Origin of the sequence: Streptomyces sp. NPDC058008 (assembly GCF_042886395.1) — a bacterium.
GTDB lineage: Bacteria > Actinomycetota > Actinomycetes > Streptomycetales > Streptomycetaceae > Streptomyces.
The window spans coordinates 133,244-155,313 of sequence record NZ_JBHVQX010000005.1; the positions used below are offsets into that span (position 1 = coordinate 133,244).

Here is a 22,070-nt window from a genome sequence, read left to right on the forward strand (position 1 = left end):
TCAGCCTCGTACCAGGCCCGCCAGATAGCCGGCATCCGGGCCGTCGCACACATGCACCAGATTGCGCAGCAGATACTCACCCGGCTCGCGGTCGAGCAGCATGTGGCGGACGTACGTCTTCCACCACTGCAACGCGCACGCGGCCTGCCTGCCGGACAGCAGCCACACCTCTATGGGATCGGAGGCGAGATAGTCCACGAGCTCGGCGCGGACCCGGTCGAACTCGACCGTGGTGGGCGCTCCCGCGTACACCGCCTCCACGCCCCGTTCCCCGAGGATCAGCCGCCGCTCGGCCTCCACCTCGAAGCCCAGCTGTCGCAGGGCCCTGCGCAGCACACCCAGGGTGGGCTCCGGGCCGGACCACAGCAGCCGCCCCGCCCGCCGGAGCCGTTCTGCCGCGCACTCCGGGCCCACGAGCGTGCCCCTGAAACCCTCTTCGGTCCGCGCACGTTCAGCAATCTGGGTGGCGGCCCGCTCCGCACCCGTACGCCACGGCTCCACCAGGCTCCCCGGCCCGTCACCAGCACACTGGGCCGCCAGAGCGGCGAAGAAACCGGCAGCGCGCCGTCCGCCGACCGTGCTGTGCGGTCCTTGGAGTGCGTCAGGCTTACAGAACACCAAGGGCACGCAAAGGAGTTCACACCCGAGTGGTTCTCCTGGGCAAGCTCATCCCCCAACTTGACTCACCACCAGGAGAAATGCAGTGGTCTCGTTCCGCTGGATCAGCGAGCCCCTCCCGGCCGACATCACCGTCCGCCAGGTCTACGGGTTCTGCTTCGACGACACCGGTCGCGTACTGCTCCGCGAGGATTCCGGCCGCTACGGACTGCCCGGAGGCAAGCCGGAGAGCGGTGAGGATGCCCCCGCCGTCCTCGTCCGCGAATGCCGCGAGGAAAGCCAGATCACCATCGGTGAGCCGGTCTACCTCGGCTACCAGGAGGTCACCGAGGAGGGCCGGCCGCCGTACGCGCAGCTCCGCCTGGCCGCCCGCATCACCGGCTTCCTCCCGCGCGAGCTCGACCGGGACACCGGCCGCACCTACGGCCGCCTGATCGCCCCGCTCAACAAGGCCCCGGCCCTGCTCGACTGGGGCATTGACGGCCTGCTCCAGTCCGCCGCCGCCGTCCACGCCGCCTACCGGCTCGGCCTCGATCCGGCCTCGGTACGCGAGGAGACCTGGCACAACTGACCCCCGCCCCCGCCCAACCAGGGAGCCCACCATGCGATGGCAGTTCCACTATCCCAAGCGCACCAGCTTCTATCCGCCCGACTACGAGAACCCCGGCCTCGGCGGCTGCGAAGCCTCCCTGGTCCTCCTCACCCGAGCCCTCGCCGCCCGAGGCCACCAGGTCGAGGTCTTCAACTGCTGCTACCGCCCAGGCACGTACGACGGCGTGACCTGGCGCATGACCTGGGAACTCGACTCCGCGCCGGTACCCGACGTCGCGGTAGCAGTCCGCTTCGACGAAGCCCTCTGGCCCACCGACTCCAAGGCCGAACACCACCTCTTCTGGATGCTCGACGACCGTACGCGCGGACCCGCCGCCTTCGCCGAGACCTTCCGCGATTGCGGCGGCCGGGTAGTCCTCGCCTCACAGGCCATGCGCCAGCGACTCGACGCTGCCACGGTCGCCATCCCCACCCACCTCATCCCGCTCCCCGTCGAGACGGACCGCTACACCGGGCCCGTCGAGGGCCGCGCGCCCATCTGCCTGTTCGCCAGCATGCCCAACCGCGGCCTCGACGCCGCCCTCGCCCTCTGGCCCCGGATTCGCGCCGCCGTTCCCGACGCCGAACTCTGGGTCACCAGCGGCTGGCAACTCTGGGGCTTCACCAACTCCGAATCCGACGACCGCTGGCACCAACTCCTCGGCGGCCACGCCCTCCCCGACGGCGTACGCCTCCTCGGCGCCCGCCCCCGCGCCGAACTGATCGAGATCCAGCAGCAGGCCGCCCTCACCCTCTACCCCTGCCGCTTCCCCGAGATGTTCTGCCTCTCCGCCGCCGAATCCAACGCCGCCGGCACCCCGGTGATCACCAGCCCCATCGACGCCCTCACCGAACGCGTCCACCACGACCGCACCGGCATTCTCATCGACGGCAACATCGACCACCCCGAAACCCAGCAAGCCTTCGCGGACGCCGCCATCGATCTCCTCACCCACCAGGACCGGCGCTACGCCATGGGCCGCTCAGGGCGCGCCGGGGCCTCCCACCTCGCTCCGGACCGAATTGCCGCGGCCTGGGAAGCGCTGACCAGCCAGTCCGCTCACGCATCTGATGCTGCCATTAATGCGCGTGTTTGATCCGATCCGTCTCTTCGGGCATCAACTGGTCACCCTGGGTGCAGAAGTCATCTCGATTGTCAGACCGGGGTGCCATGCTTCCTGGATGGCCAGCAAAAATAGGGGGCGGCGAGGACCGGTTCGTCCCGCCGCGCTCGCGCAGCAAAGCGAACCGAAGAGCGGACCAGCCGGATTGCTGTGGGCGACGACGCGTTCGGGGGCGCGGGCCGGTCGTGGGTTTCATTACCAGGATGCCGTCGGAGGGTGGCTGTGCGGGAGCATGCTGTCCGGTGCCCTCGGCGTCGATCGCATCGTCCCGGAAGGGCTGGAGGACCTCTCGTGTGATGGCTCAACTTCCTGGCATGTACAAGTGAAGTCACGTCAGGAACGAGTCGGTGACTTCACGGCCGCAGGCGTGGCCGCACATCTCGTCACCATGGTCGAGGCGCACGAGAAGCGTGAACAGGCGGGCGTGACCGGTCGGCCGATTCTGGTTCTCGAACGGCCTGTGGATGGGGAGTGGTTCACTGAATGGGGACGCCCGCTGAGCGTGCTCCCGAAAACCCACTCGGTATTGCGAGCTCTCGAAGTGAAGGCCGCGCAGTCCGGTCTGAGCAGAGATGAGATTGAAGCCTGGTGCGCCGTCGTCAGCATCTACGTGCTGCCATGGCGCGTCGCGGCAGAGGAGACCGGCGCCGCGGTGGTGCAGCGTTTTGGACTGCTGCCCGCAGCAGCGGAGCCGGTTGTTCTGGCCTTGCGAGACGCTGTGGCAGGCCATGCCGACGCCAATGCGGAGAGGGGCTTGGCGGAGGCCGCTGGGCTGAGCAGAACAAGTATTGAGCGCATCACGACGGAAGTCATCGAAACCATCGACCGGGACTCTTTGGAGGAAGCGCTGACGGCAGGCGTCTGCGAGCCAGTGGACTTTGACCGGCCGCTCCGGTCTGCTGGCTTTTATGAAGGCATCGACGTGCAACCCGGCCACATCGCCGCAGGTCTGCCTGCCCCAAGGCCCACTCTGACTGGTCAGGTTGCGACGGCGATCGACCGCGGGGAGAGCATTCTCCTCACCGGTCCGTCGGGAGTCGGCAAGTCGACCGTTATGTGGGCGGCTGCCTACGTGACCAGGCATGTGCTCTGGTACCGGATCAGGCGTCTACGGAACGAGGACACCGCCTCGCTGGTACGGCTCGCGAGAGCGCTGAAGCCCTCGACGCGCTCGCCGGTCGGATTCGTGGTGGATGGCATCGGGATCGGTGCGGCCGAGGCTTGGGACGTCCTTCACCGTGAGCTCGCCCCAATTCCGGGCGTGATGCTGCTGGGCTCAGTTCGGAGCGAGGACCTTCTGCCCCTTCGAAGCCGGGCCGACTGCACGCAGATCGCGGTGACGCTCGACGAGGACGTCGCGGAGCAGATCCACGCCGGGCTGTCAACGACCGGTGCTACGAAAGCTCCGCACTGGCGCGAGGCATACGAAGCGGCGGATGGGCTGACCCTGGAGTTCACGCACTTCCTCACTCGCGGGCGGCGGCTTGCGGATGTTCTGTCGGAACAGGTCTCCCGGAGGGTGGTCGAAGGGCGGCAGACAGAGATCGAGATCTTGGCCAGAATCGCGGTCGCCCATCGGTGGGGCGTCGACCTGCCGGTGCGTGCGCTTCAGCAGCAGCTCAACATCAGGGATGGGGATCTCCGAGCCGCACTGTCACGCTTGATCGACGAGCACCTCATCCATGAGCGACTGGGTCGTCTGTCCGGGCTTCACCGACTGCGCTCCGGCAGATTGGCCGATGCCGTACATGCGGTGCCGCCACCAATGCTGGACGAAACCGTCATCGCCGTGATGCGCATCTTGACAGACACACAGCTTCAGCCATTCGTGGCCGGCGTGCTCACGGAGTGCCCCGACCTTGATTCCGTCGTGCTGGAACAGATCACAGTTGAGCTCGAGCAAAGGCCCGGACCAACTGCGGCCATCGGCATCCTCCAAGCGCTGCGGCTGGTCGATTTCACCCGCTGCGCCGCAGGCTGGGCACGGATTCTCGACCGGCACCAGGTGGCGCTTGCGCACCGTCGCATCCTCCTGCAATTCGCGCTGATGGGCGGGGATCCTCTGCCCAACCTGAAACCCGAGATTGCCGCAGCCACAGCTGAGATCGGCGCGTCCGGCCCGCTGCACTCGCCGCTGCGCGACACACTGGCGGAGCGCCTAGGGACCGTTTGGTTGGCACGCGCCCTCGCGCAGTGCGCTGAGCCGGACGAGGCGCGGCGGTTTCTGGCCGTACTCGCCGGAACGAACCTGGACCTCACGGGCTGGCCGTCTGCACTCGCGGACTCACCGTTCGGTCGGCTCTTTGTCGACTCACCGGTCGAGATGCTGGGCGATCTACTCACCGCGGCGCGCGCCGTGTCAGTGGCGCTTGCCACCGGCCTGCTGGGACTCGCTGGTGGAGAAGAGGCCATTCTGACGAGACTCGGGGACCACTTTCCGTGGATGATCGAGGCGTCTGTCGTAAAGCGGGACGGCAGCCTTGTCGCGTACGCCCGGCTCCTGTACGTATCTGATCGGGTCCAGCCGGACGGAGAGCAGGCGCTCAGGGCGTTCGGGCGAATCCTGCTGCGCTGTCTTCCGCACTGCGAAGGAGTGGACGTTCAGAACCTGCTGCCGGGTGGACTTTCCCTGACCTTTGGTGACTTCACAAGTGGAGTCAGCCGCCTGCAACGGCAGTACGACCGCCCACCGACCCAGGTGGCGTGGATCCGAGCACAGGCTCTGATCGCTACGACGGTGGCTGGCACCTCCGACTGGACTAGTCGGACAGCCGCCGCAAGCACCGTGCTCCCCACACTGAACAAGTACTTGACAGACATGACTCGGATCTGGTGTACAGGCCGCAGCCGACCCCAGGACATCGCAAAACTTAAAACGATGCAAGTGGCACTGCAGGAGGAAGCCGCCACCTTGTCATTGCCCACCGACAGTACCTTTTTGTCCGCGCTGCCCGCGGACGACGCCGTTCCGGGCGGTGGACTGGATCACCTGCATCTACTTGTGGACGGGATCGTGGACAATCTCACTCGAAGGATTGTCGACCCTAAGGAGCATCGTGCACTCGCAGGCTTCGCCCGAGACTCGCTGAACGACAACCTGTCGCAGGTACGGGAGAGGGAGCGCTGGCAACTCATCGACCAGGAACCGCCGCCTGCCCTCGATGAGGTAGCGAAGACCCTCACCGACCTTCACGCTGTTCTCGCGGAGCTCGTCTGGGGCACCCTTGAGCCGAAGGCTCTGAGGAGTGCGGCACGGTCCGGGCCGTCCGCCCACGCCCTCGCCCGGGCGGCGGACCTCGCCCGTGCGGCCGCCGACACACGTGCATCCGCCGTACAGCTGAAATTCCAGGCCGATGCCGAGACCGAAGGTCTCTCTATCCAGTTGTACGCACGGCCGACCCCTGCCCCCGATGCGTCGGAGTGGCCGCCGGTGGAATTGGCAGTGGGCGTGGAACTCGCCGATCTCAACGGGTGGCCGTCGGCAAGTGAGCGTCTGAGTACCCTGATGCGCCAGGATCCAAGCTCCCAGGGCTACCGCAGGCCCGTCCTCTTTGTGCCCCTTGTCGATGGCAGGCCGGTCCGACTTCTCGCGCTGCAGCTCCATACCACGCTGTGGCCGGGAATTGACCTCTTCGACACCTGGGGCACTGTTCTCCCCGAGGCATGCCCGACTCCACTCACCAATAGCGTCATTGAGGCGCACCAAGCTCTACAGTGCCTTTCAGGTCTGGCGCATCTGACGACTCTGCGGGATACCGACCAGCGGCACCAAAGGATCGCCGACCAGGCCGTGGCCAGATTCCAGGAGGGGCATCGTGCGATCACGGAACTTGGGCCCGGAGACTCGGTCATCGTTGGGGTCGTTGATTTCCTAAGTTCCCTCGCTGTGCGGGTGGAAAGCGAGTTCAGTGAGAGCGCTGCTCTCCGAGACTCTGAAGCACCGATCCTCGCTGTCGCTGTCGCTCAAGGCATGACCGGCCATCCGACGGACGACTACCAGCAGTTGGAAGGTCTGACGTCAATCGCTCTGCAATGGGATCTGGATCCCAGCCGTGCGGCATCGCTCCTCGCTCGAGGCGATGGTTGAGGCCAATTGACAATCAAGTCCCCGGCCGGTGAGCCCGTCCACCACATCAGACCCGTCCTCGCCGTGTGGGCGAGTATCGCGACTTCCGTTTTTTCGGTCACCTGAAGTCGATGGTTCGCAAGGCACGGGGAAGCTTGGCCCTGTACGGGATCATGCCGAGACGACGCTGCTTGACTGTTGCGGCCATGGTGATGTGGGCCTGTGCCGGCACTCCGGCGGGGACCTGGACGATGAGGGTGAGCGACTCGTCGCCGACCAGGGGCGTGCTGGCGGTGGCGTTGAACCGCCACTCCGGGTCGCTGTCGCGCTCGCCCATGCCGACCACGAATACTTCCTCGCGGCCGCCTTGTTCCGGCGTGTACTCCACACCGGCCTCGACGAGCATGAGCTTGGCCGTCAGCTTCAGTTGGGTGGAGGCCGTCACGGGGAGGGCTCGCTTCTTCGGGGAGATGGACCACGCGATCGGCTGGCGATCCTCCGGTTCGCCGGGAGCCTCCATCCGGATACTGATGGCCGCGTTCGCGAAGGGATTTCCGTCGGGAGCTGGGCGGAACGAACAGACCAGGCTGAGGAGTAGGTAGTCGTACTCGCCGGCCTGCGACTCCAGAAATTCCTGCCAGTCCCCGTCGCCCTCAGCCGCCTGTCTGGCGGTGAGGGGACGTACGACCGGGGCGCCCAGGGAGATCCGGCCTGTCAGAGAAGGCTGGGGTGTGGGCGTCTGCAGGAGGAGCGTCGGCACAAGTTCGAGGTCGTAGGTCGGCGTTGTTGCTACAGGTGGTGGGTCGAGAAGGTTCATTCGGTGGCTCCGTGAGGGGATTCGGTGTTCGTGCGCCAGTCGCCGATGAAACAGAAGGCGCCCCAGTCCCGGTAGGCGGGGTGGTGGACGCGGGTCACGGACTGGGCGGTACGGAAGGCGCTGCGCCGGTTCGGGGTGACAGTGAGCTGTTCGTACAGCGTGCCGAAGAACCTGGTGGCTACGTCGGGTGCGACCGGCCAGAGGCAGCCGACTACGGCGGAGGCACCGGCCGAGAGGAAGGCGGCGGGCAGGCCGTGCAGATTGTCGTTGATGTCGAAGCGGCCGAGAGCCGACTCGCACGCGCTCATGGTGATGAGTTCGACGCCGCGCAGGTCGGTTCTGAGGATGTCGTGGGCGAAGACTCGGCCGTCGTCGCCGTTCTGCGGATCAGGTGCCAGGTATAGGCACTGGTGCCAGGGCGCCCACTCGTTGTGCGATCCATGGGCCGCCACGTGGACGTAGCGGGTCCCGGGCAGTGCTTCCAGGAAACGACGGGGCGTGGCGGCCGCCCCCAGAACCGGGGCGGCGCCACCCGTCGAAGCGGCGATCTGCGCGGTGTGGGTCTCCAACGAATTCGTGCCGCCGCTGTCGTACGCGAAGGAGACCAGCTCCGGGCCTGGTGAGGGCCGCGTGGGGTGAGCCGGACGGCTGAGAAAGGACAGGCTGGGTACCTGCGTAACGGTCCACTCGTCAGCCACCGGACCACGGTCGGTGGAGAGCAAGTGGAAGGGGAGGTAGTGAAGGGGGCCGTTCGGCCAGATGCACAGGTGGGTCTTGCCCTCGGTCAGCCAAGAAGGGAAGGCATCGGTGAACCCGGCCAGGTAGGTGCGGGAGTCGTCAGCGAGGAGCCGCTGGGCGGTGCGGGTCACTTGGCGGTGCAGCGGATCGGCGGTGATCTCACGACGGAGTGCGGCGATTTGCGGGGCGGCGGGTGACGTGTTGAGGGTGTGACCGGCCTTGGATACCCGGACCGATCCGCCCTCGATGTTCGGGAAAACCAATGTGCGGCAGGACAGCCCGTCGCGGGTGATCGCCAGCCCTTGCAAGGCCATGACGGGGTTGGCCGAGCCCTGGTGGTGCACCTGATGGAGAAAGAGCGAGAGCAGCACTGTTTCACTGGGTAGCAGGGCTTGGATTTCATCGATGTGCAGCAGTGGGAGGTGTGCCGGATTCCGGGAAGCGCGCAGCTCCCAGCTGATTCTGCGATCGGCGGCACGCTGAAGGTTGCGTACCTCGGCCTCGGTATCGCTGTCCGGCTCGGCCTCGCCAGAACCGAGGTAGTAGAGCATGGCGGTCTCGGCCCCGCCGGGTAGCTCGAAGTCGGGGAGGGGACCGGCAAGCGCTGCTTCGCTGAGTTGTGCGCGGTCGAGGATCCGGTTCAGAGCGGTGGTGAACTCCAGCGGGCCTGGGTGCCCCGCCATGATGGTGAAGTCCATGCCTTTCGCGGCCTGGTGCACGGCGTACAGTAACGCGATATTGACGGTGTCACCGGTCAGTTTGAAGGTCAGCGATTGATACAGGTCTCGCAGTTTCCAGTCCACCGTCTCATCCGTCCCGTTCCGCAGAAACACGGATGCCGGCACCAGCGCATGCGCCGCTCGGTCCGCTGACGGCCCTTCGCAGGCTTGGGCACACCCCAACCCGGCCTCGAGGGCCGCGAGAGCGAAATCGATCTGACCACATGTGGCGAACTGGAAGGCGGCGGCGGCGAAGTTGGCCGCGGCGGACTCCGGTTGCTGCTCTCTCTCGGCATGCATCCCCAGGTCATGGGCGATTACGGCGTCGAGATAACCCAGTGCGTCGGCGTGCCGCAGGAAGAGTTCAGGCTCCAACCGCCCTGCCTCTTTGAGGAGAGCGCGCGCAGACTCACCGGTTTGAGCCGGATCGGCATGGGCGGCGAGATGAATGAACGTCGCAGCGAGTTCAGCGGCGGACCACTCCTCGGCTTCCGCACGGGAGCGCACTTCGGCGGTGACCGCGTCCACTGGAGCCGGCTCCGGGAAGCAGGCAAGCCGGTCGTCGGCCAGGCAGTGCACCTCGCGTGCCCAGCGCAGTCGGCGTTGAGAGTCTCGTGAGAGATCCGGCAGGTCGCGGTCGGCCACTTCGAGCAGTTGGCCCTGGAGGTCGAGGCGGTGGGCTTCGTCGGCGAGAGTGAGGGCCTCGATGAAGACACAGGAGGCTTCGTGGTCTCCCTGCCGGGTCCGGAGGACCGAGAGAGGGACGGGTAGCAGGCCGGGCAATTCGTCCGGAAGGGCAACCTCGCCGAACCGGTGCAGGATGCGAAGTGTGTACAGACGGCCCAGTGGATCGCGCAGCGGGTCCAGAGCGTCGAACGCCTTCCGGGCAGTGAGCTGGATTTCCCGGTCGTACGACTCCTCCCGCACCCCGGCGAGGAAGGACAATGCCTCGGCCAGGGACTTGAGGACTCGCCCGAGCGCATGCCCCGACGACAGGTCTGCGGCATCCCGTAGGTACCCGACCGCGGCCGCCGCGGCTTTCGTAGGCGAGGGCATTTCCGGTTCTGCGGCGTGGGCGGGGTCATCCGGGTGGAGGGACCGGTGACGGTCCTGGCGGTTTCGCCAGACGTGGAGCGCGCTGTCGAAGGTCATCCCCGGCACTTCGCCGAAGTACGGGCTGAGGTGCAGCAGTCCGGCGGCGAAGAGGGTTTCGGCCAGCTCGTCCGTCTCGTCGCGTTCGCGCAGTACTTCGATCTGGGTCCGCAAGGTGTCGTGGGCGCGTCGGAACAGCCCTCCCTCGGGACGTCCGACCAGGCTCAGACGTGCGGCCTCGACGTAGGCATCGGCCGCTTGCCACCAAGGACTCTCCGGCCTTTTCCCCCACCGTACGGAGGCGGATTCCAACGCAAGAGTGAGTGCGGGCACCGCGTTATGTGGCGCACCGGAGCCGACGAGGCCCATGGCACCGACCACCACTGCGTAGACGGCCTCCCGGGACAGCACGAAGGCGGGATCCACGGCGCGGCGGATTGCTTCGGCCTCCGGAATGATTCGCGCGACGATTTTCGAGCCGAGGTCGGCGAGGGCCCGGGCCTGGCGCTCGCTGTCCGGCGTGAGCGGCGCCGTGGCGCTCGCTGGCTCACCGTCCCGCTCCTCCTCATGGCCCACGAACGTGCGGTCGAGGAGTAGCCGCATCGCCTGGCGGAGGTTCGTGCGGTGATCCGACTCCAGTCCCAGAGTCGCCTCGAGATCAACCGCGAGACGCAGCCATGTGACAGCTTCCCGCAGCAGGGAAACGGCTTCCGCAAGGGGTTTCTTTTCGGCCCGACGGCCGAGGGACACTCCGATACTCGACGCCGCGCCCGCCTGCTCGGTGGAGTTTTCAGGCGCCTCGGTGAACGCGGTACGCGCGGCGGATTCCGCCGCGGCAAGGTCGGCAGGATCGGCAGAGAATCCGAATCTCTGGATGTGGGCACCGGCGAGGCTCACCCGGCGGCGGGACCGTCGGGCGGGCGATTCCTCGGACAGCGCGGCCACGTCAGTGAGCAGTTCTACGGCGGAGTTGGCATCGGCCAGTCGGTCACTGAGCGGGCGGTTGGCGACCGCCGCTCGGTGGCGGAGGGCGAGGCCGAGGGTGGTGTCACGGTAGGGACCCGCGGGCGAGCTGCGGAGCAGGGCTGCCGCCTCGTCGAGTAAGGACGGATCGCCACTCTCCTCTGCGTCCAGCACCAGGTCGCTGGCGTGGTCCACAGGGTCCTGCCACGGGTCATGGCCGGTCTCCTCGGTGAGCCGGGACCAAAGTTCGCGCGGTACGCGCCGGTGATCGACCAGATATAGCAGGCCGAAGACATGCATCGCCCTGTTGAAGTCGGCCTCCGACCGCATGGCGTCACTGTGGGCGAGAGATCGTGCCCAGTGGTACGCGGCGACCGTGTGCAGGACGTCGGTATCCACCGCCCTCTGCTCGTCTAGGGCTCTGCCCGCGACTGCCAGTAGTTCTGCGGCTGCGTTGGCTCCTGCCTCGTCGAGCACGATATTCGTTGCCCCGCCGTTACTGAAATCCCGGACTCTGCCAGCCAGCTCACTGAGCAACGCATCCCTCAACCCCGTAACCTCCTGAGTACCCAGAGTAGGCAAGCTGGTGCTGGTTAGGGGGCTAAGTTGCTTGCCTTACCCGTCTCCCAGACCCTCAGCGGTGGGAATCCGGGCGGCCTCAGGGCTGGCTGAACGTTCCCCTCCTGAAGTCACAGTGGCAGGACGCTATCTCGCCCGAGCGAATGGGCCGGTGCCAATGAGCGGCCAATCTGCAGGGCGAGTTCGCGCTCGCAGCCGACTGCCTGATGTGTCACCGCTGTTGCATCGGGCTGGGTTGAGCAGCTCTGTACCACTGCCGAAGCACCACTTCACCGAATCGAGAGGTTCTGGCCCGTTGCCGGCCCGATGTACCTGGCGGCTACGAGCGGCGATTGCACCGCCGACGCGTCGCTGCCGCCCCAGTGTCTGCGGGCCTGCCGCTGATCGAAATTCCCGTTCGCAAGTCGAGAGGTCTGGCTACTCTCGCCAGGTGAGCTTTAACAACATTGCGCGGAAGGTTCGCGATGAGGCGCTTCCTCATGGGCTCCGCGTGACGCAGCTCCGATCTTGCGTGCAGTTGTACCGGCCGATCGGCTTTCACGCGACGCTGAGCTTTCTTGAATCCAAGGCAGGTCCCTACAGCAGAGACAAGGGTGCTTTGCTCCGCGCGTTGGGTGTGCTGGAGGCCAGCCGGGACGCGCGGCACGTGGAGCTGCGGGCGTTCGACGGGATGCGAAGGCTCGCCAAGGGCCAAGGCGCACGGCAACCGCGTCAGGCTGAGCGGAATCCGTATCGGGAGATGTGGTGGTCGGGAGCGCCGCGGGAGGGGGCCCTGCATGCTCTGTCATTCCTGCGCGACCGACAACGGATCCCGATGGTCGCCGGTGACCCTGTTGCTGCGGACCTGCACCGTTGTGTCATCGCCTGCATTGAGTCCGGTGGGGCATTGGCGCCGGAGGAGCGCCTCGTGCTGGCGGAGTGCGTCCGCAGACTCGGGGAGCGACGGAGCCTTGCTGTTTGGGAGGACGACAGGATGGGCTATCTCCGGACCCTCGATCTGCTCCGGGCTGCCCGTCACGTGGAGGTCGCAGCGGCTGGATGCGTGAGCGATGCGTGAGCGGACGCGTTGGGATGACGTGGTCAGATCTGGACTGGCCGTCAAGCAGCGGCTTTCTGAGCAGGCTGTTCCGGACTGGAGCGGTATACGGCGGAACCCCCGGCAGGACCCTGCAGGCCCTTGTAATGCGTAGGTCGTCGGTTCGAATCCGACAGGGGGCTCCGACGGATCCCCGGGCCTGCTTTCGGCCCGGGGATTCCCTTTCTTCCGGCCCGTCCGGTGAGCCGTGGGTCCTGCGGCTGGGTCAGTGGCGTCCGGAGATGCGGTCCGCCGCCTTCGCGAGGGGGTCCGTCGCCGGGGTCGATGACGCCGACTCCCGGCGGTCCGCCGTGCGGTAGGCGGCGTAGAGGCTGTGGACGCCGAGCCAGCGGAAGGGCTCGGGCTCCCAGCGGCGGACCTTGTGGCCGACCCAGGGGAGGGCCGTCAGGTCGGTGGGGCCGGCCTGGCCGGAGTCCTGCTGGATCAGGTCGCGCAGGGTGCGGGCCGCCAGGTTGGCGGTGGCGACGCCCGAGCCGACGTAGCCGCCGGCCCAGCCGAGGCCGGTGCTGCGGTCGAGGGTGACGGTCGCGCACCAGTCCCGGGGTACGCCGAGCACGCCGGACCAGGCGTGGTCGATGCGGGTGCCCGCGGTGGTGGGGAAGAAGCGCACGAGCAGATCGCGCAGGTCCTCGATGGTGGCGGGGTGCGTGCGGGCCGTGCCGTGGATGTTGGCGGCGGCGGAGGCGTAGCGGTAGGGGACGCCGCGCCCGCCGAGGGCGATGCGGTCGTCGGCGGTGCGCTGGGCGTACATGTAGGCGTGGGCCATGTCGCCGAGGGTTTCGCGGCCGTTCCATCCGATGGTGTCCCAGAGCGCCTCGGGCAGGGGCTCGGTGACGATCATCGAGGAGTTCATGGGGAGCCAGGTGCGTCTGTGGCCCTTGAGCCCCGCGGTGTAGCCCTCGGTGCAGCGCAGTACGTAGGGGGCGCGGACGGTGCCGTACGGGGTGACGGCGTGCTTGGGCTTGATCTCGGTGACGGGGGTCGACTCGTGGAGGGTGACGCCGAGGGCTTCCACGGTGTCGGCGAGGCCCTTGACCAGCTTGGCGGGGTGCAGGCGCGCGCCGTGCGGGGTCCAGGTGGAGCCGACGGCTCCGGAGACGCGGACGCGTTCGGAGGTCTCGCGGGCGCCGCGCAGGACGCGGTCGGTCTCGCCGAAGGCGATCTCCACGGAGTGGAAGTCCTTGAGGCGGGCGAGCTGGGAGGGGGTGTGGGCGACTTCGAGGACGCCGCCGTGGTGGATGTCGGCGTCGATGTTCTCGTCGCCCGCGACCCGGATGACCTCGCCGACGGTCTCGTTCATGGCCTTCTGGAGGCGGACGGCGGCGTCGTGGCCGTGCAGCCGGGCGTAGCGGTCACGGCCGGCGATGCCGTTGTAGAGCCAGCCGCCGTTGCGGCCGGAGGCGCCGTAGCCGCAGAACTTGGCTTCCAGAACGGTGATGTTGAGGAAGGGCACCGCCTTCTTGAGGTAGTACGCCGTCCAGAGCCCGGTGTAGCCGCCGCCGACGATGCAGACGTCGGCGCTGCTGTCACCGGGCAGGGGTTCGCGCGGGGTGGGGGTGCCCTCGTGCGCGTACCAGAACGATATGCCGCCGTTGACGGTACTGACGGTGCTCATGTGTCCCCTGTTTGTCCGTGTGCAGCCCAGTCGCTGGAGGGACGGTACCTCTAGGGTCGCGGTGTGATCGACGTTCCGGAAGAGCTGGTCCTGAATCTCTCCGACCACGGCGGCGCGGCGGGACGGGCGTTCGCCGGTGCGTTGCCCGCTCTGGCCGGGAGGTTCCTGGAGGAGTGGGGGCTGCGGCCCGACGGGGCCCCGATGAGCGGGATGTGCGCGCTGGTGCTTCCGGTGGTCCGGGTGGACGGTGGGAGCCCGGCGGCGCTGAAGCTTCAGCCGGTGGACGAGGAGACGGTGGGGGAGCCGGTCGCGCTGCGGGCCTGGGGTGCGGCGGGCGCCGGGGTGGTGGGTCTGCTGGAGCACGACGCGGCGACCGGGGCGATGCTGCTGGAACGGCTCGACGAGCGGCGCCCGTTGGCCGGGGTGGCGGATGCGCGCGCGGCGGTCCGGGTGCTCGCGGGGTCCTTGGCCCGGCTGGTCCGCGTGCCGGCCCCGCCCGGGATGCGGCGCCTGGGGGACGCGACGGTCAGGATGGTGGAGGGGGCTCCCGGGGCGGTGACGGGGCTGGCGGACGAGGGGGAGCGGCGGTTGCTGCTGGACTGTGCGGCGGCCGTCCGGGAGGTGGCGGGTGACCCGGGGGACCGCCTGCTGCACTGGGACCTGCACGACGGCAACGTCCTGGCCGGGCGCGCGGAGGAAGGGCGGGAGGGGGAGTGGGTCGTGATCGATCCGAAGCCCCTGAGCGGTGATCCGGGGTTCGAGCTGTTCCCGGCGCTGAGCAACAGGTTCGACGCGTCCGAGGTGCTGTGGAGGTTCGATCTGCTGTCCGGGACGCTGGGGCTGGACCGGGAGCGTGCGCGGGCGTGGACCCTGGGCCGGGTGCTGCAGAACGGGCTCTGGGGGGTCGGCGGTGGCGCCCGGCGGCTCCCGGCGGAGCACGCGGAGATCGCCCGGCGGCTGCTGGGGCGGGGCTGAGGGGCGGGGGCCGCGCTTAGGCTGCCCCCATGATTCGCGCAGCCACCCCCGAAGACGTCCCCCTCATCCACACCATGGTCCGTGAGCTGGCCGAGTACGAGAAGGCCCTCGACGAGGCCGAGGCCACCGAGCAGCAGCTGTGCGACGCCCTGTTCGGCGAGCGGCCGGCCGCGTACGCGCACGTCGCGGTGTCGGACGACGACGGCGACGTGGTCGGGTTCGCCCTGTGGTTCCTCAACTTCTCGACGTGGCGCGGGGTGCACGGCGTCTACCTGGAAGACCTGTACGTGCGTCCCGACCGGCGCGGCGGCGGCTACGGGAAGGCGTTGCTGACGGAGCTGGCCCGGATCTGCGTGGAGCGCGGGTACGGGCGCCTGGAGTGGTCGGTGCTGGACTGGAACGCCCCGTCCATCGCGTTCTACGAGTCCCTGGGCGCGCGCCCCCAGAAGGAGTGGACGGTGTACCGGCTGACGGACGGGGCGCTGGCGGACCTCGGAGCGGTCCCGGTCGTCTGACGGGCCGAGGCCGGGGAGCGGTGTCGGCAGTCTGTCGGGGTTCCCGAAGGTACGAGAGCTCCCCGGTCTCCGGCCTCGGCTGTGCTGGAGGTCAGGGGGCCCCCGCGGCCCGGGGGACGTCCCGTTCGGTCCCGTCGAGGAGCCCTACCGCCAGGACCGCCGCTTCGATGCCGCTGTTGAACGCGACCTCGCTGAGGAGCCCCGGGGCGGCGACCTGGTCGCCCGCGAGCAGGATCCCGTCGCCGCGGTCGACGGCGGGCCGGTCACGCCAGGTCGTGCCGGGCTTGTCGACGGCGCCGGTGCGCCCGGCGGCCAGTGCCTCGCGCCGCCAGGTGATGCGGTCACGCCAGCCCGGGAAGCCGAGGTCGAGCAGGTCGTCGGCGCGGCGGACGGCATCGGCACGGGGGGTGCCGGGAGCGAGGGGGATCTGGGCCTGGATGAGCTGCTCGCCCGAGGGGGCGAGGGTGGGGTCCTGGGTGGTGAACCGTTCGACCCAGCCGGGGGCGTCGAGGTCGGACACGACGAACGGGTCGCCGGGCCGGGTCCGCAGGGCCAGGTCGAGCAGGGCGGTCCTGCCGCTGTCCCAGGTCAGGGCGGGGTCCTTCAACAGGGTGCGGGCGGAGTCCAGGTGCGTGGCGACGATCACCGGTCCGCCGCGCAGCAGCCCGGGCAGGTCGTCGGGGCCGATGCGCGCCGCGGTTTCGATGCGTACGCCGAGATTCCAGGCCCGTGCGGCCATCCGGTCGATGAGCTGTGCCCAGCCGCCGACGGGATAGCGCGCCTCGGGCGGTAGCGCGGTGGCACGGCGCAGCCGTTCCTGGACGAAGGCGGCGGAGAGCGAACCGGGGTCGTGGTGGAAGAGGGCCACACCCATGTAGTGGGCCGCCGCGCGGGCGCCCTCCTCGCCCACCTGGCCGGTGGCCCAGCTCAGGAAGTCGGTGTCGACGGGCGCCTTGCGGGGGTTGCGGCGTGCGAGGCGCAGCATGGCCAGGGGCGGGGTCCTGCGCAGGGCGCCGTCCCGGCGGAAGAGGAAGCGGGTGGCCTCCCGGGGCGGTACGGAGGCGAGCGCGCCGAGCAGACCCCGCTGTTCGAGCCAGGTCCAGTGCGGTCCCCCGCGGTAGAGGGCGTGCGGGCCCTCGTTGGTGAGGTAGGGGCCTTCGGCGGTCCTGGCCCGCCCGCCGAGGGTGTGGTGGGCCTCGTGGAGGGTGACCTGGGCCCGGGACTCGGCTGCGGTGATGGCGGCGGTCAGTCCGGCGAAGCCGCCGCCGATGACGTGGATGCGCTGCATGACTGGGTCTCCTCGCTGTGGGCACTTCCGCATGGAGGACGGTTCGGCGGGCCGGTTCCGTGACATCGGGCCGGGCGTTGTCAGTGGTGTGCGTCACGATGGGGGGCATGGCACGTACTGGCAACAGGAGCAGCAGGAGCACGGGCGCGAAGGACGGGGTGGCCGAGGCACGGCGCCCGGAGGTCCGGCTGCCGCCTCTCGTGGCGTACGAGGGGGAGGGCCTGGAGCCCGACGGGGACTACGACGGTGTGCGGTTCGAGGAGACGGACCTGGCCGACGCGTCGGGCCCCGGAGCGCGGTTCATGGACTGCGAGCTGCACGGTTGTGCCCTGGACCGCGCCGAGCTGGTGCGGGCCAGGTTCATCGACTCGGTGCTGACGCGCGTGCGGGGTGTGGGCACCGACCTGGCGGGGGCGTCGCTGCGGGACGTGGAGGTCGTGGACGCGCGGCTGGGCGGGGTCCAGCTGCACGGTGCGGTGCTGGAGCGGGTGCTCGTGCGGGGCGGGAAGATCGATTATCTGAATCTGCGCAAGGCGCGGCTGAAGGACGTCGTGTTCGAGGGCTGCGTGCTCTCCGAGCCGGATTTCGGGGAGGCGCAGCTGGTGCGTGTGGAGTTCCGGGACTGCGTCCTGAAGCGTGCCGACTTCAGTTCCGCGCGGATGGAGTCCGTCGATCTGCGGACGGTCGCCGAGCTCGACATCGCCCGGGGTGTGGAGCGGCTGGCGGGCGCGGTGATCAGTCCGTCCCAGCTGATGGAGCTGGCTCCGGCGTTCGCGGCGCAGATCGGGGTGCGGGTGGAGGCGTAGGCGTACGCCCGCACGCGGCCGGTGAAGCCCGGGCGCGGGGCGTCGTCAGAGCCGGGGGAAGCGGGCCTGGAGGTCCCAGATGATGGGGTTGTCGGCGAGGCCTTCGTGCATGTCGGCCAGGTCGGCGATCAGGTCGTGCAGGAAATCGCGGGCCTCACGGCGCAGCAGGGAGTGGCTGAAGGTGAGCGGGGGCTCGTCGCCGGGCATCCAGTCGGCCTCCACGTCCACCCAGCCGAAGCGCCGCTCGAAGAGCATGCGGTCGGACGACTCGGTGAAGTCGAGCTCGGCGTACTGCTGGCGGTGCGAGCGGTTCCCCCGGGGGTCGCGGTCGATCTGCTCGACGATGTCGCAGAGCGCCCAGGCGAAGTCGAGGACGGGAACCCATCCCCAGCCTGTGGATACTTCGCGGTCGGCTTTGGTGTCGGCGAGGTAGACGTCCCCGGAGAACAGGTCGTGCCGCAGGGCGTGGACGTCCGCGCGGCGGTAGTCGGTCTGCGGGGGGTCCGGGAAGCGCCGGGAGAGGGAGTAGCCGATGTCGAGCACGGTTCGATGGTGTCATGCCCCGTGAGCGCCGTGTGCCGTGCGGGCGTGGGACCGGGGGGACAGGGGCGGCCGGTGGGTGCGGGCCGCCTGGCCGCGTGCTCTGCGGCGGGCGGGCAGGCGGCCGGTCGTGGGTTCGGGGTGAGCCAGGGGCAGGAGCGGTTGGCACGACGCCCGATCCGACCGCGTGCCCCTGCGCCGGGCGCGGGGCCTGGTCGCCCTGCCCAGGGCCGAGGGCGGGGGCGGCGCCGGGGCCGGGGACTGATGGCGGAGGGGCGGGCGCACCGGTACGGGCGGCGGGCCGGGGTGGGCACGGTCGTGCCGGGCGGCCCCGTTCCTGTGGTCTGGTCGGGCTGTACGTGCCGGGTCGGCCCGCGTTCGCATATCGGCTATCGGTTGGCTGTCCGTGCCGAGCCGGGGTCCCGGTTCTGTGGTCCGCGTGGCCGGTCCGTGCCCGGTGCTCGCCCTGGTCCCCTCGGAATGTCCGGCGGTTTGCGGGTTACGGGAGCAGCCGTTGTTCCTTGGCCACGGCGACCGCCCCGGCCCTGGTGTCCACGTCGAGCTTCTCGTAGATCCGGCCCAGGTGGGTCTTGACGGTGGCCTCGCTGATGAAGAGCGCTCGTGCGATGTCACGGTTGCCGAGGCCCTGTGAGAGCTGGCCCAGGATGTCGAGTTCACGTTCGGTCAGGGTGGGCCGGGGGCTGCGCATCCGGGCCATGACGCGGCTGGCGACCGGCGGCGAGAGCGTGGTGCGGCCCTGAGCGGCGGCGCGGATCGCGGCGAAGAGCTCCTCCGGGCGTTCGGCCTTCAACAGGTAGCCGGTGGCTCCCGCCTCGATGGCGCGGGTGATGTCCGCGTCGGTGTCGTACGTGGTGAGGACGAGGACGTGGGCCGCCCCGGCGGCCGCGATGCGGCGGGTCGCCTCGACGCCGTCGATCCCGGCGCCCAGCTGGAGGTCCATCAGGACGACGTCGGGGCCGAGCCGGGCGGTGAGGGCGACGGCCTCCTCGCCGCTGCCCGCCTCGCCCACGACCTCGATGTCGGGCTCTCCCCCGAGGAGGGCCAGCAGCCCGGCCCGTACGACGGCGTGGTCGTCGCAGAGCAGGATCCGTACGGGCGAGGTCATGCGCGTTCCTCCGGAGCGGGTGGGGCGGACGGTGGCGGGGGTGAAGTGGTCGGGTCAGGCGCGCTGGAGGGCGCGGTGGGGGCGGCTGGAGTGGTGGGTATGGCCGGGGTGTCCGGGGTGGAAGTGTGGGGAGGCGCCGGTGAGGCGGACTCGGTGACTCCGCCGGATGATGCGGGCGCGGTGGGGGTGTCCGACGGGGCGGAGTCGTCGGCTGACGGGGAGGGCAGGGGTACGGAGGCGGACAGGACGGTGCCTTCGCCGGGTGCCGATTCGACGGTCAGCGAGCCGCCGAGCTGTTCGACCCGGGCCCGCATCGCCGGCAGGCCGTGGCCGCGTACGCCGTCGGGAGGGCGGGGGAGCGGGCGGTCCGGGCTGAAACCGCGGCCGTTGTCGGCGATGTCGAGGACGACGCGGTCGCCCAGGTGCGTCAGCGTCAGTGCGGCGAGGGTGGCTGCCGCGTGCTCGGTGATGTTCGCGAGCGCGCCCTGCGCGATCCGCAGCAGCGCCGACTGCACCCGGTCGGGGAGCGGGGCGGCCGGGGTGCCCTCCACATGGCAGCGAACGGTGGGACCGCCGCGTGCCTGGGCGGTCTCCCGGGCGGCCAGCGCGTACAGCGCCGCCTCCAGCCCGCCGCCCTCGGCCAGATCGGCCGGGGCGAGGTCGTGCACGAAGCGGCGTGCCTCGGCGAGATTGCGTTCCGCGATGCCGGTCGCCGTCAGGACGTGGCGGCGGGCGGTGGCCGGGTCGGCGTCCCACGAGCGGTCTGCCGCCTGGAGCAGCATCTGCTGGCTGGAGAGGCCCTGGGCCAGGGTGTCGTGGATCTCCATGGACAGCCGTTGGCGTTCGGCGAGGGTCCCCTCCCGGCGTTCGGTGGCGGCCAGTTCGCGCCGGGTGCGGAGCAGGTCGTCGATCAGCTCGCGCTGCCGGGCGGCCAGGTCCCTTTGGCGTACGGCCTGGCGCTGCATGTGGACGAAGACCGCCGTGGCCACGGCTGCGACGGCGGGCGGGGCCAGGACGAGGTTCGGGTCGAAGCCCGTGGCGAGCCGCAGCTGTGCGGCGACGACGAACACGGTGAGGAGGGCCACGAGGGCCAGGGCGGCACGCGGCGGCAGGAGCCGCAGGCCCGTGTAGAAGAGCGGGACGGCGCACCACGCGAAGCTCGGCGCGAGGACGACGAGGACCATCCACACCACGACGAGGGCGCCGAGCCAGGTCAGCCGACGGGGTGTGGGCCGGGAGCCGAGTACCGGGCCGAGGAGGTACAGCGCGGCCAGGACCGCCGACAGGGCGATGATCCAGGGGGTGCGGGTCTCGCCGGGGTGACGCATCAGGAAGCGCGCGAGCGAGGCCCCGAGCAGCAGGAAGAACGCGGCGTGCATCAGGAGGGCCAGCCACCGGGCGTCGGGGTCGCCGGTTCGGTCCGTACGGTTCGGGCGGCCCGGCAGCCCCGTCGAGCCGGTGCCGTCCAGGCCGTCCAGGCCGTCCACACGCTCCGTGGCGTCCGCCGGGGCCGTCGGATCCGTCAGGTCCGTCGCGCGCGTCGGGTCCATCGAGCCGGTGCGTTCCCTCGCGTACGTCTCCTGTGACCGGTCCGTCGAGCCGACCTCGTCCAGCGGGTCCACCACGCCCGCGGTGTCCGTTGTGTCTGCCAAGCCTGCAATGCCTGCCGCGCCCGCCGAGTCCGCCCCATCTGCCGCGCCCGCCCCACCAGGCGTGCTCGCCGAGTCCGGCTCCTCCGCTCGCTCCGGGTCAGGCCCGGTTCCGTTCCGTCGCACGTCGTACCCCGCGCTCCTTCGCCCCCTGACCAACCCGGACTGCCTCAACCCGAACAGGCCCAACCCGAACAGGCCCCCGACCTGACTCAACTTGAACCGACCAGACCCGGCATGACCGAAACCGACCTGGCCCGACCGAAAACTGGCCCGACCCGACCCGACCCGACCCGGCCCGACCCGGCCCGATCGGATCAGATCCAGTCCGGTCCGGTCCGATCAGTGATGCCACGTCACCGCGCAGCCCCTGACCTGCGTGGACATCCCATGGTCACCCCTGCGGGCCCCCTCCGCATCAGCCGATCGGCTGATGGGGCCGTCGGCCGACGCGGGTGCGGCTTCCAGCCGGTACGCCGACCGTGCGGGCCCGGGTTCCGCCGGAGGATCGATTGCAGGAAGCCGGACGGTTCGAGACGGAGCCGGCAACACACGAGGAGACCACCATGAAGAAGATGTCGCTGCGTACCCGAGTCCTGACCGGTGCCGTCGCCGCCGCGGCGCTGGGCGCCGGAACCTTGGGGGCGATCTCCGCGAACGCGTCCACCCCGGCAGCGGCCCCCGCCGCCGCGGTGAAGGCCGACACCGCGGACCGTAACCTCCAGCAGTCCACCCGTCTGACCGTCGCCGCTGCGACCAAGGCCGCGCAGGCCGCCCTGGACGCGGCGAAGAAGGAGAACCAGCGCGTCTCGGTGGCCGTGGTGGACCGCGACGGCAACACCGTCGTCACCCTGCGCGGCGACGGCGCCGGACCGCAGTCCCCCGAGTCGGCCGTGCGGAAGGCGTACACCGCCGTCTCCTGGAACGCGCCCACCTCCGACCTGGTCAAGCGCCTGGAGCAGGCCCCGAACCTGAAGGACATCCCCGGCACCCTGTTCCTGGCGGGCGGTGCGCCCGTGCAGGTCAAGGGCGCACCGGTGGCGGGCGTCGGCGTCGCGGGGGCCCCGAGCGGTGACCTGGACGAGAAGTTCGCCGCGGCGGGCGTCGCCGCGCTCGGCCGCTGACGGCCGGGCCGGCGACGAGCGCGGCAGCC

16 protein-coding genes are annotated in these 22,070 nt (G+C 69.7%); 8 read left to right on the forward strand and 8 right to left on the reverse strand.

The genetic code is table 11. The features are described from left to right. A complete protein-coding gene (locus ACFVS9_RS06795; RefSeq protein WP_389930645.1) occupies positions 1-501 on the reverse strand; it encodes a hypothetical protein in 501 nt (166 codons plus the stop codon). A gap of 202 nt (positions 502-703) precedes the next feature. Between ACFVS9_RS06795 and ACFVS9_RS06800 the strand changes: the two genes are divergently transcribed. Genes ACFVS9_RS06800 through ACFVS9_RS06810 form a run of 3 tightly spaced genes read left to right on the forward strand, consistent with a single transcriptional unit; the run spans position 704 to position 6,420 of the window. Further along, positions 704-1,189 (forward strand): NUDIX hydrolase, encoded by a 486-nt coding sequence (locus ACFVS9_RS06800; protein ID WP_389930647.1) that lies wholly within the window; start codon positions 704-706, stop codon positions 1,187-1,189. Between the two features lie 31 nt (positions 1,190-1,220). After that, entirely contained in the window at positions 1,221-2,306 is a 1,086-nt protein-coding gene (locus tag ACFVS9_RS06805) for a glycosyltransferase family 4 protein (protein ID WP_389930650.1), read from the forward strand. Then, positions 2,281-6,420: a hypothetical protein gene (locus ACFVS9_RS06810; RefSeq protein WP_389930652.1), complete on the forward strand. Its 4,140-nt coding sequence runs from the start codon at positions 2,281-2,283 to the stop codon at positions 6,418-6,420. Before ACFVS9_RS06805 ends, ACFVS9_RS06810 begins: the two co-directional genes overlap by 26 nt. A 97-nt stretch (positions 6,421-6,517) precedes the next feature. Here the strand turns inward: ACFVS9_RS06810 and ACFVS9_RS06815 are convergent, their stop codons facing one another. Both ACFVS9_RS06815 and ACFVS9_RS06820 read right to left on the reverse strand, forming a co-directional pair. Next, positions 6,518-7,216: a hypothetical protein gene (locus tag ACFVS9_RS06815; RefSeq protein ID WP_389930655.1), complete on the reverse strand. Its 699-nt coding sequence runs from the start codon at positions 7,214-7,216 to the stop codon at positions 6,518-6,520. Further along, a complete protein-coding gene (locus ACFVS9_RS06820) occupies positions 7,213-11,127 on the reverse strand; it encodes a CHAT domain-containing protein (protein ID WP_389930657.1) in 3,915 nt (1,304 codons plus the stop codon). The genes ACFVS9_RS06815 and ACFVS9_RS06820 overlap by 4 nt, the downstream gene beginning before the upstream one ends. Positions 11,128-11,737: 610 nt before the next feature. On the opposite strand from ACFVS9_RS06820, the gene ACFVS9_RS06825 reads away from it, so the two are divergent. Then, positions 11,738-12,364, forward strand: coding sequence for a hypothetical protein (locus ACFVS9_RS06825; RefSeq protein WP_389930660.1), 627 nt, complete (start codon positions 11,738-11,740; stop codon positions 12,362-12,364). Positions 12,365-12,608: 244 nt separating this feature from the next. On the opposite strand, the gene ACFVS9_RS06830 is transcribed toward ACFVS9_RS06825, so the two are convergent. Continuing rightward, positions 12,609-14,018, reverse strand: coding sequence for an NAD(P)/FAD-dependent oxidoreductase (locus ACFVS9_RS06830; RefSeq protein WP_383116382.1), 1,410 nt, complete (start codon positions 14,016-14,018; stop codon positions 12,609-12,611). A gap of 63 nt (positions 14,019-14,081) precedes the next feature. Between ACFVS9_RS06830 and ACFVS9_RS06835 the strand changes: the two genes are divergently transcribed. After that, a complete protein-coding gene (locus tag ACFVS9_RS06835; protein WP_389930662.1) occupies positions 14,082-14,993 on the forward strand; it encodes an aminoglycoside phosphotransferase family protein in 912 nt (303 codons plus the stop codon). Positions 14,994-15,022: 29 nt separating this feature from the next. Next, positions 15,023-15,508: a GNAT family N-acetyltransferase gene (locus ACFVS9_RS06840; RefSeq protein ID WP_389930665.1), complete on the forward strand. Its 486-nt coding sequence runs from the start codon at positions 15,023-15,025 to the stop codon at positions 15,506-15,508. 91 nt (positions 15,509-15,599) lie between these two features. Here the strand turns inward: ACFVS9_RS06840 and ACFVS9_RS06845 are convergent, their stop codons facing one another. Then, a complete protein-coding gene (locus tag ACFVS9_RS06845) occupies positions 15,600-16,796 on the reverse strand; it encodes an NAD(P)-binding protein (protein ID WP_389930667.1) in 1,197 nt (398 codons plus the stop codon). Positions 16,797-16,894: 98 nt separating this feature from the next. Between ACFVS9_RS06845 and ACFVS9_RS06850 the strand changes: the two genes are divergently transcribed. Continuing rightward, positions 16,895-17,602, forward strand: coding sequence for a pentapeptide repeat-containing protein (locus ACFVS9_RS06850; protein ID WP_389930670.1), 708 nt, complete (start codon positions 16,895-16,897; stop codon positions 17,600-17,602). Positions 17,603-17,647: 45 nt separating this feature from the next. Here ACFVS9_RS06850 and ACFVS9_RS06855 read toward each other — a convergent pair whose 3' ends face one another. From ACFVS9_RS06855 to ACFVS9_RS06865, 3 genes are all read right to left on the reverse strand, one after another. After that, positions 17,648-18,145 (reverse strand): hypothetical protein, encoded by a 498-nt coding sequence (locus ACFVS9_RS06855; protein ID WP_383116387.1) that lies wholly within the window; start codon positions 18,143-18,145, stop codon positions 17,648-17,650. Between the two features lie 496 nt (positions 18,146-18,641). Then, on the reverse strand, positions 18,642-19,268 hold the full coding sequence (locus ACFVS9_RS06860) for a response regulator (protein ID WP_383116388.1): 627 nt from the start codon (positions 19,266-19,268) through the stop codon (positions 18,642-18,644). Next, the gene (locus tag ACFVS9_RS06865; protein ID WP_389930821.1) at positions 19,265-20,818 is read right to left on the reverse strand and encodes a sensor histidine kinase; all 1,554 of its coding nucleotides are present in this window, start codon (positions 20,816-20,818) and stop codon (positions 19,265-19,267) included. Before ACFVS9_RS06865 ends, ACFVS9_RS06860 begins: the two co-directional genes overlap by 4 nt. Positions 20,819-21,483: 665 nt before the next feature. Between ACFVS9_RS06865 and ACFVS9_RS06870 the strand changes: the two genes are divergently transcribed. Continuing rightward, complete coding sequence (locus ACFVS9_RS06870) at positions 21,484-22,041, forward strand: heme-binding protein (protein WP_383116389.1); 558 nt, start codon at positions 21,484-21,486, stop codon at positions 22,039-22,041. The last annotated feature ends 29 nt before the right edge of the window (positions 22,042-22,070 follow it).

What these genes read in the sequence shown, in the direction of transcription:
- ACFVS9_RS06830 (WP_383116382.1), bottom strand. Translation starts at nt 14,018, where the DNA reads ATGAGCACCGTCAGTACCGTCAACGGCGGCATATCGTTCTGGTACGCG.
- ACFVS9_RS06810 (WP_389930652.1), top strand. Translation starts at nt 2,281, where the DNA reads ATGCTGCCATTAATGCGCGTGTTTGATCCGATCCGTCTCTTCGGGCAT.
- ACFVS9_RS06860 (WP_383116388.1), bottom strand. Translation starts at nt 19,268, where the DNA reads ATGACCTCGCCCGTACGGATCCTGCTCTGCGACGACCACGCCGTCGTA.
- ACFVS9_RS06845 (WP_389930667.1), bottom strand. Translation starts at nt 16,796, where the DNA reads ATGCAGCGCATCCACGTCATCGGCGGCGGCTTCGCCGGACTGACCGCC.
- ACFVS9_RS06815 (WP_389930655.1), bottom strand. Translation starts at nt 7,216, where the DNA reads ATGAACCTTCTCGACCCACCACCTGTAGCAACAACGCCGACCTACGAC.
- ACFVS9_RS06870 (WP_383116389.1), top strand. Translation starts at nt 21,484, where the DNA reads ATGAAGAAGATGTCGCTGCGTACCCGAGTCCTGACCGGTGCCGTCGCC.
- ACFVS9_RS06805 (WP_389930650.1), top strand. Translation starts at nt 1,221, where the DNA reads ATGCGATGGCAGTTCCACTATCCCAAGCGCACCAGCTTCTATCCGCCC.
- ACFVS9_RS06840 (WP_389930665.1), top strand. Translation starts at nt 15,023, where the DNA reads ATGATTCGCGCAGCCACCCCCGAAGACGTCCCCCTCATCCACACCATG.
- ACFVS9_RS06850 (WP_389930670.1), top strand. Translation starts at nt 16,895, where the DNA reads ATGGGGGGCATGGCACGTACTGGCAACAGGAGCAGCAGGAGCACGGGC.
- ACFVS9_RS06865 (WP_389930821.1), bottom strand. Translation starts at nt 20,818, where the DNA reads ATGGACCCGACGCGCGCGACGGACCTGACGGATCCGACGGCCCCGGCG.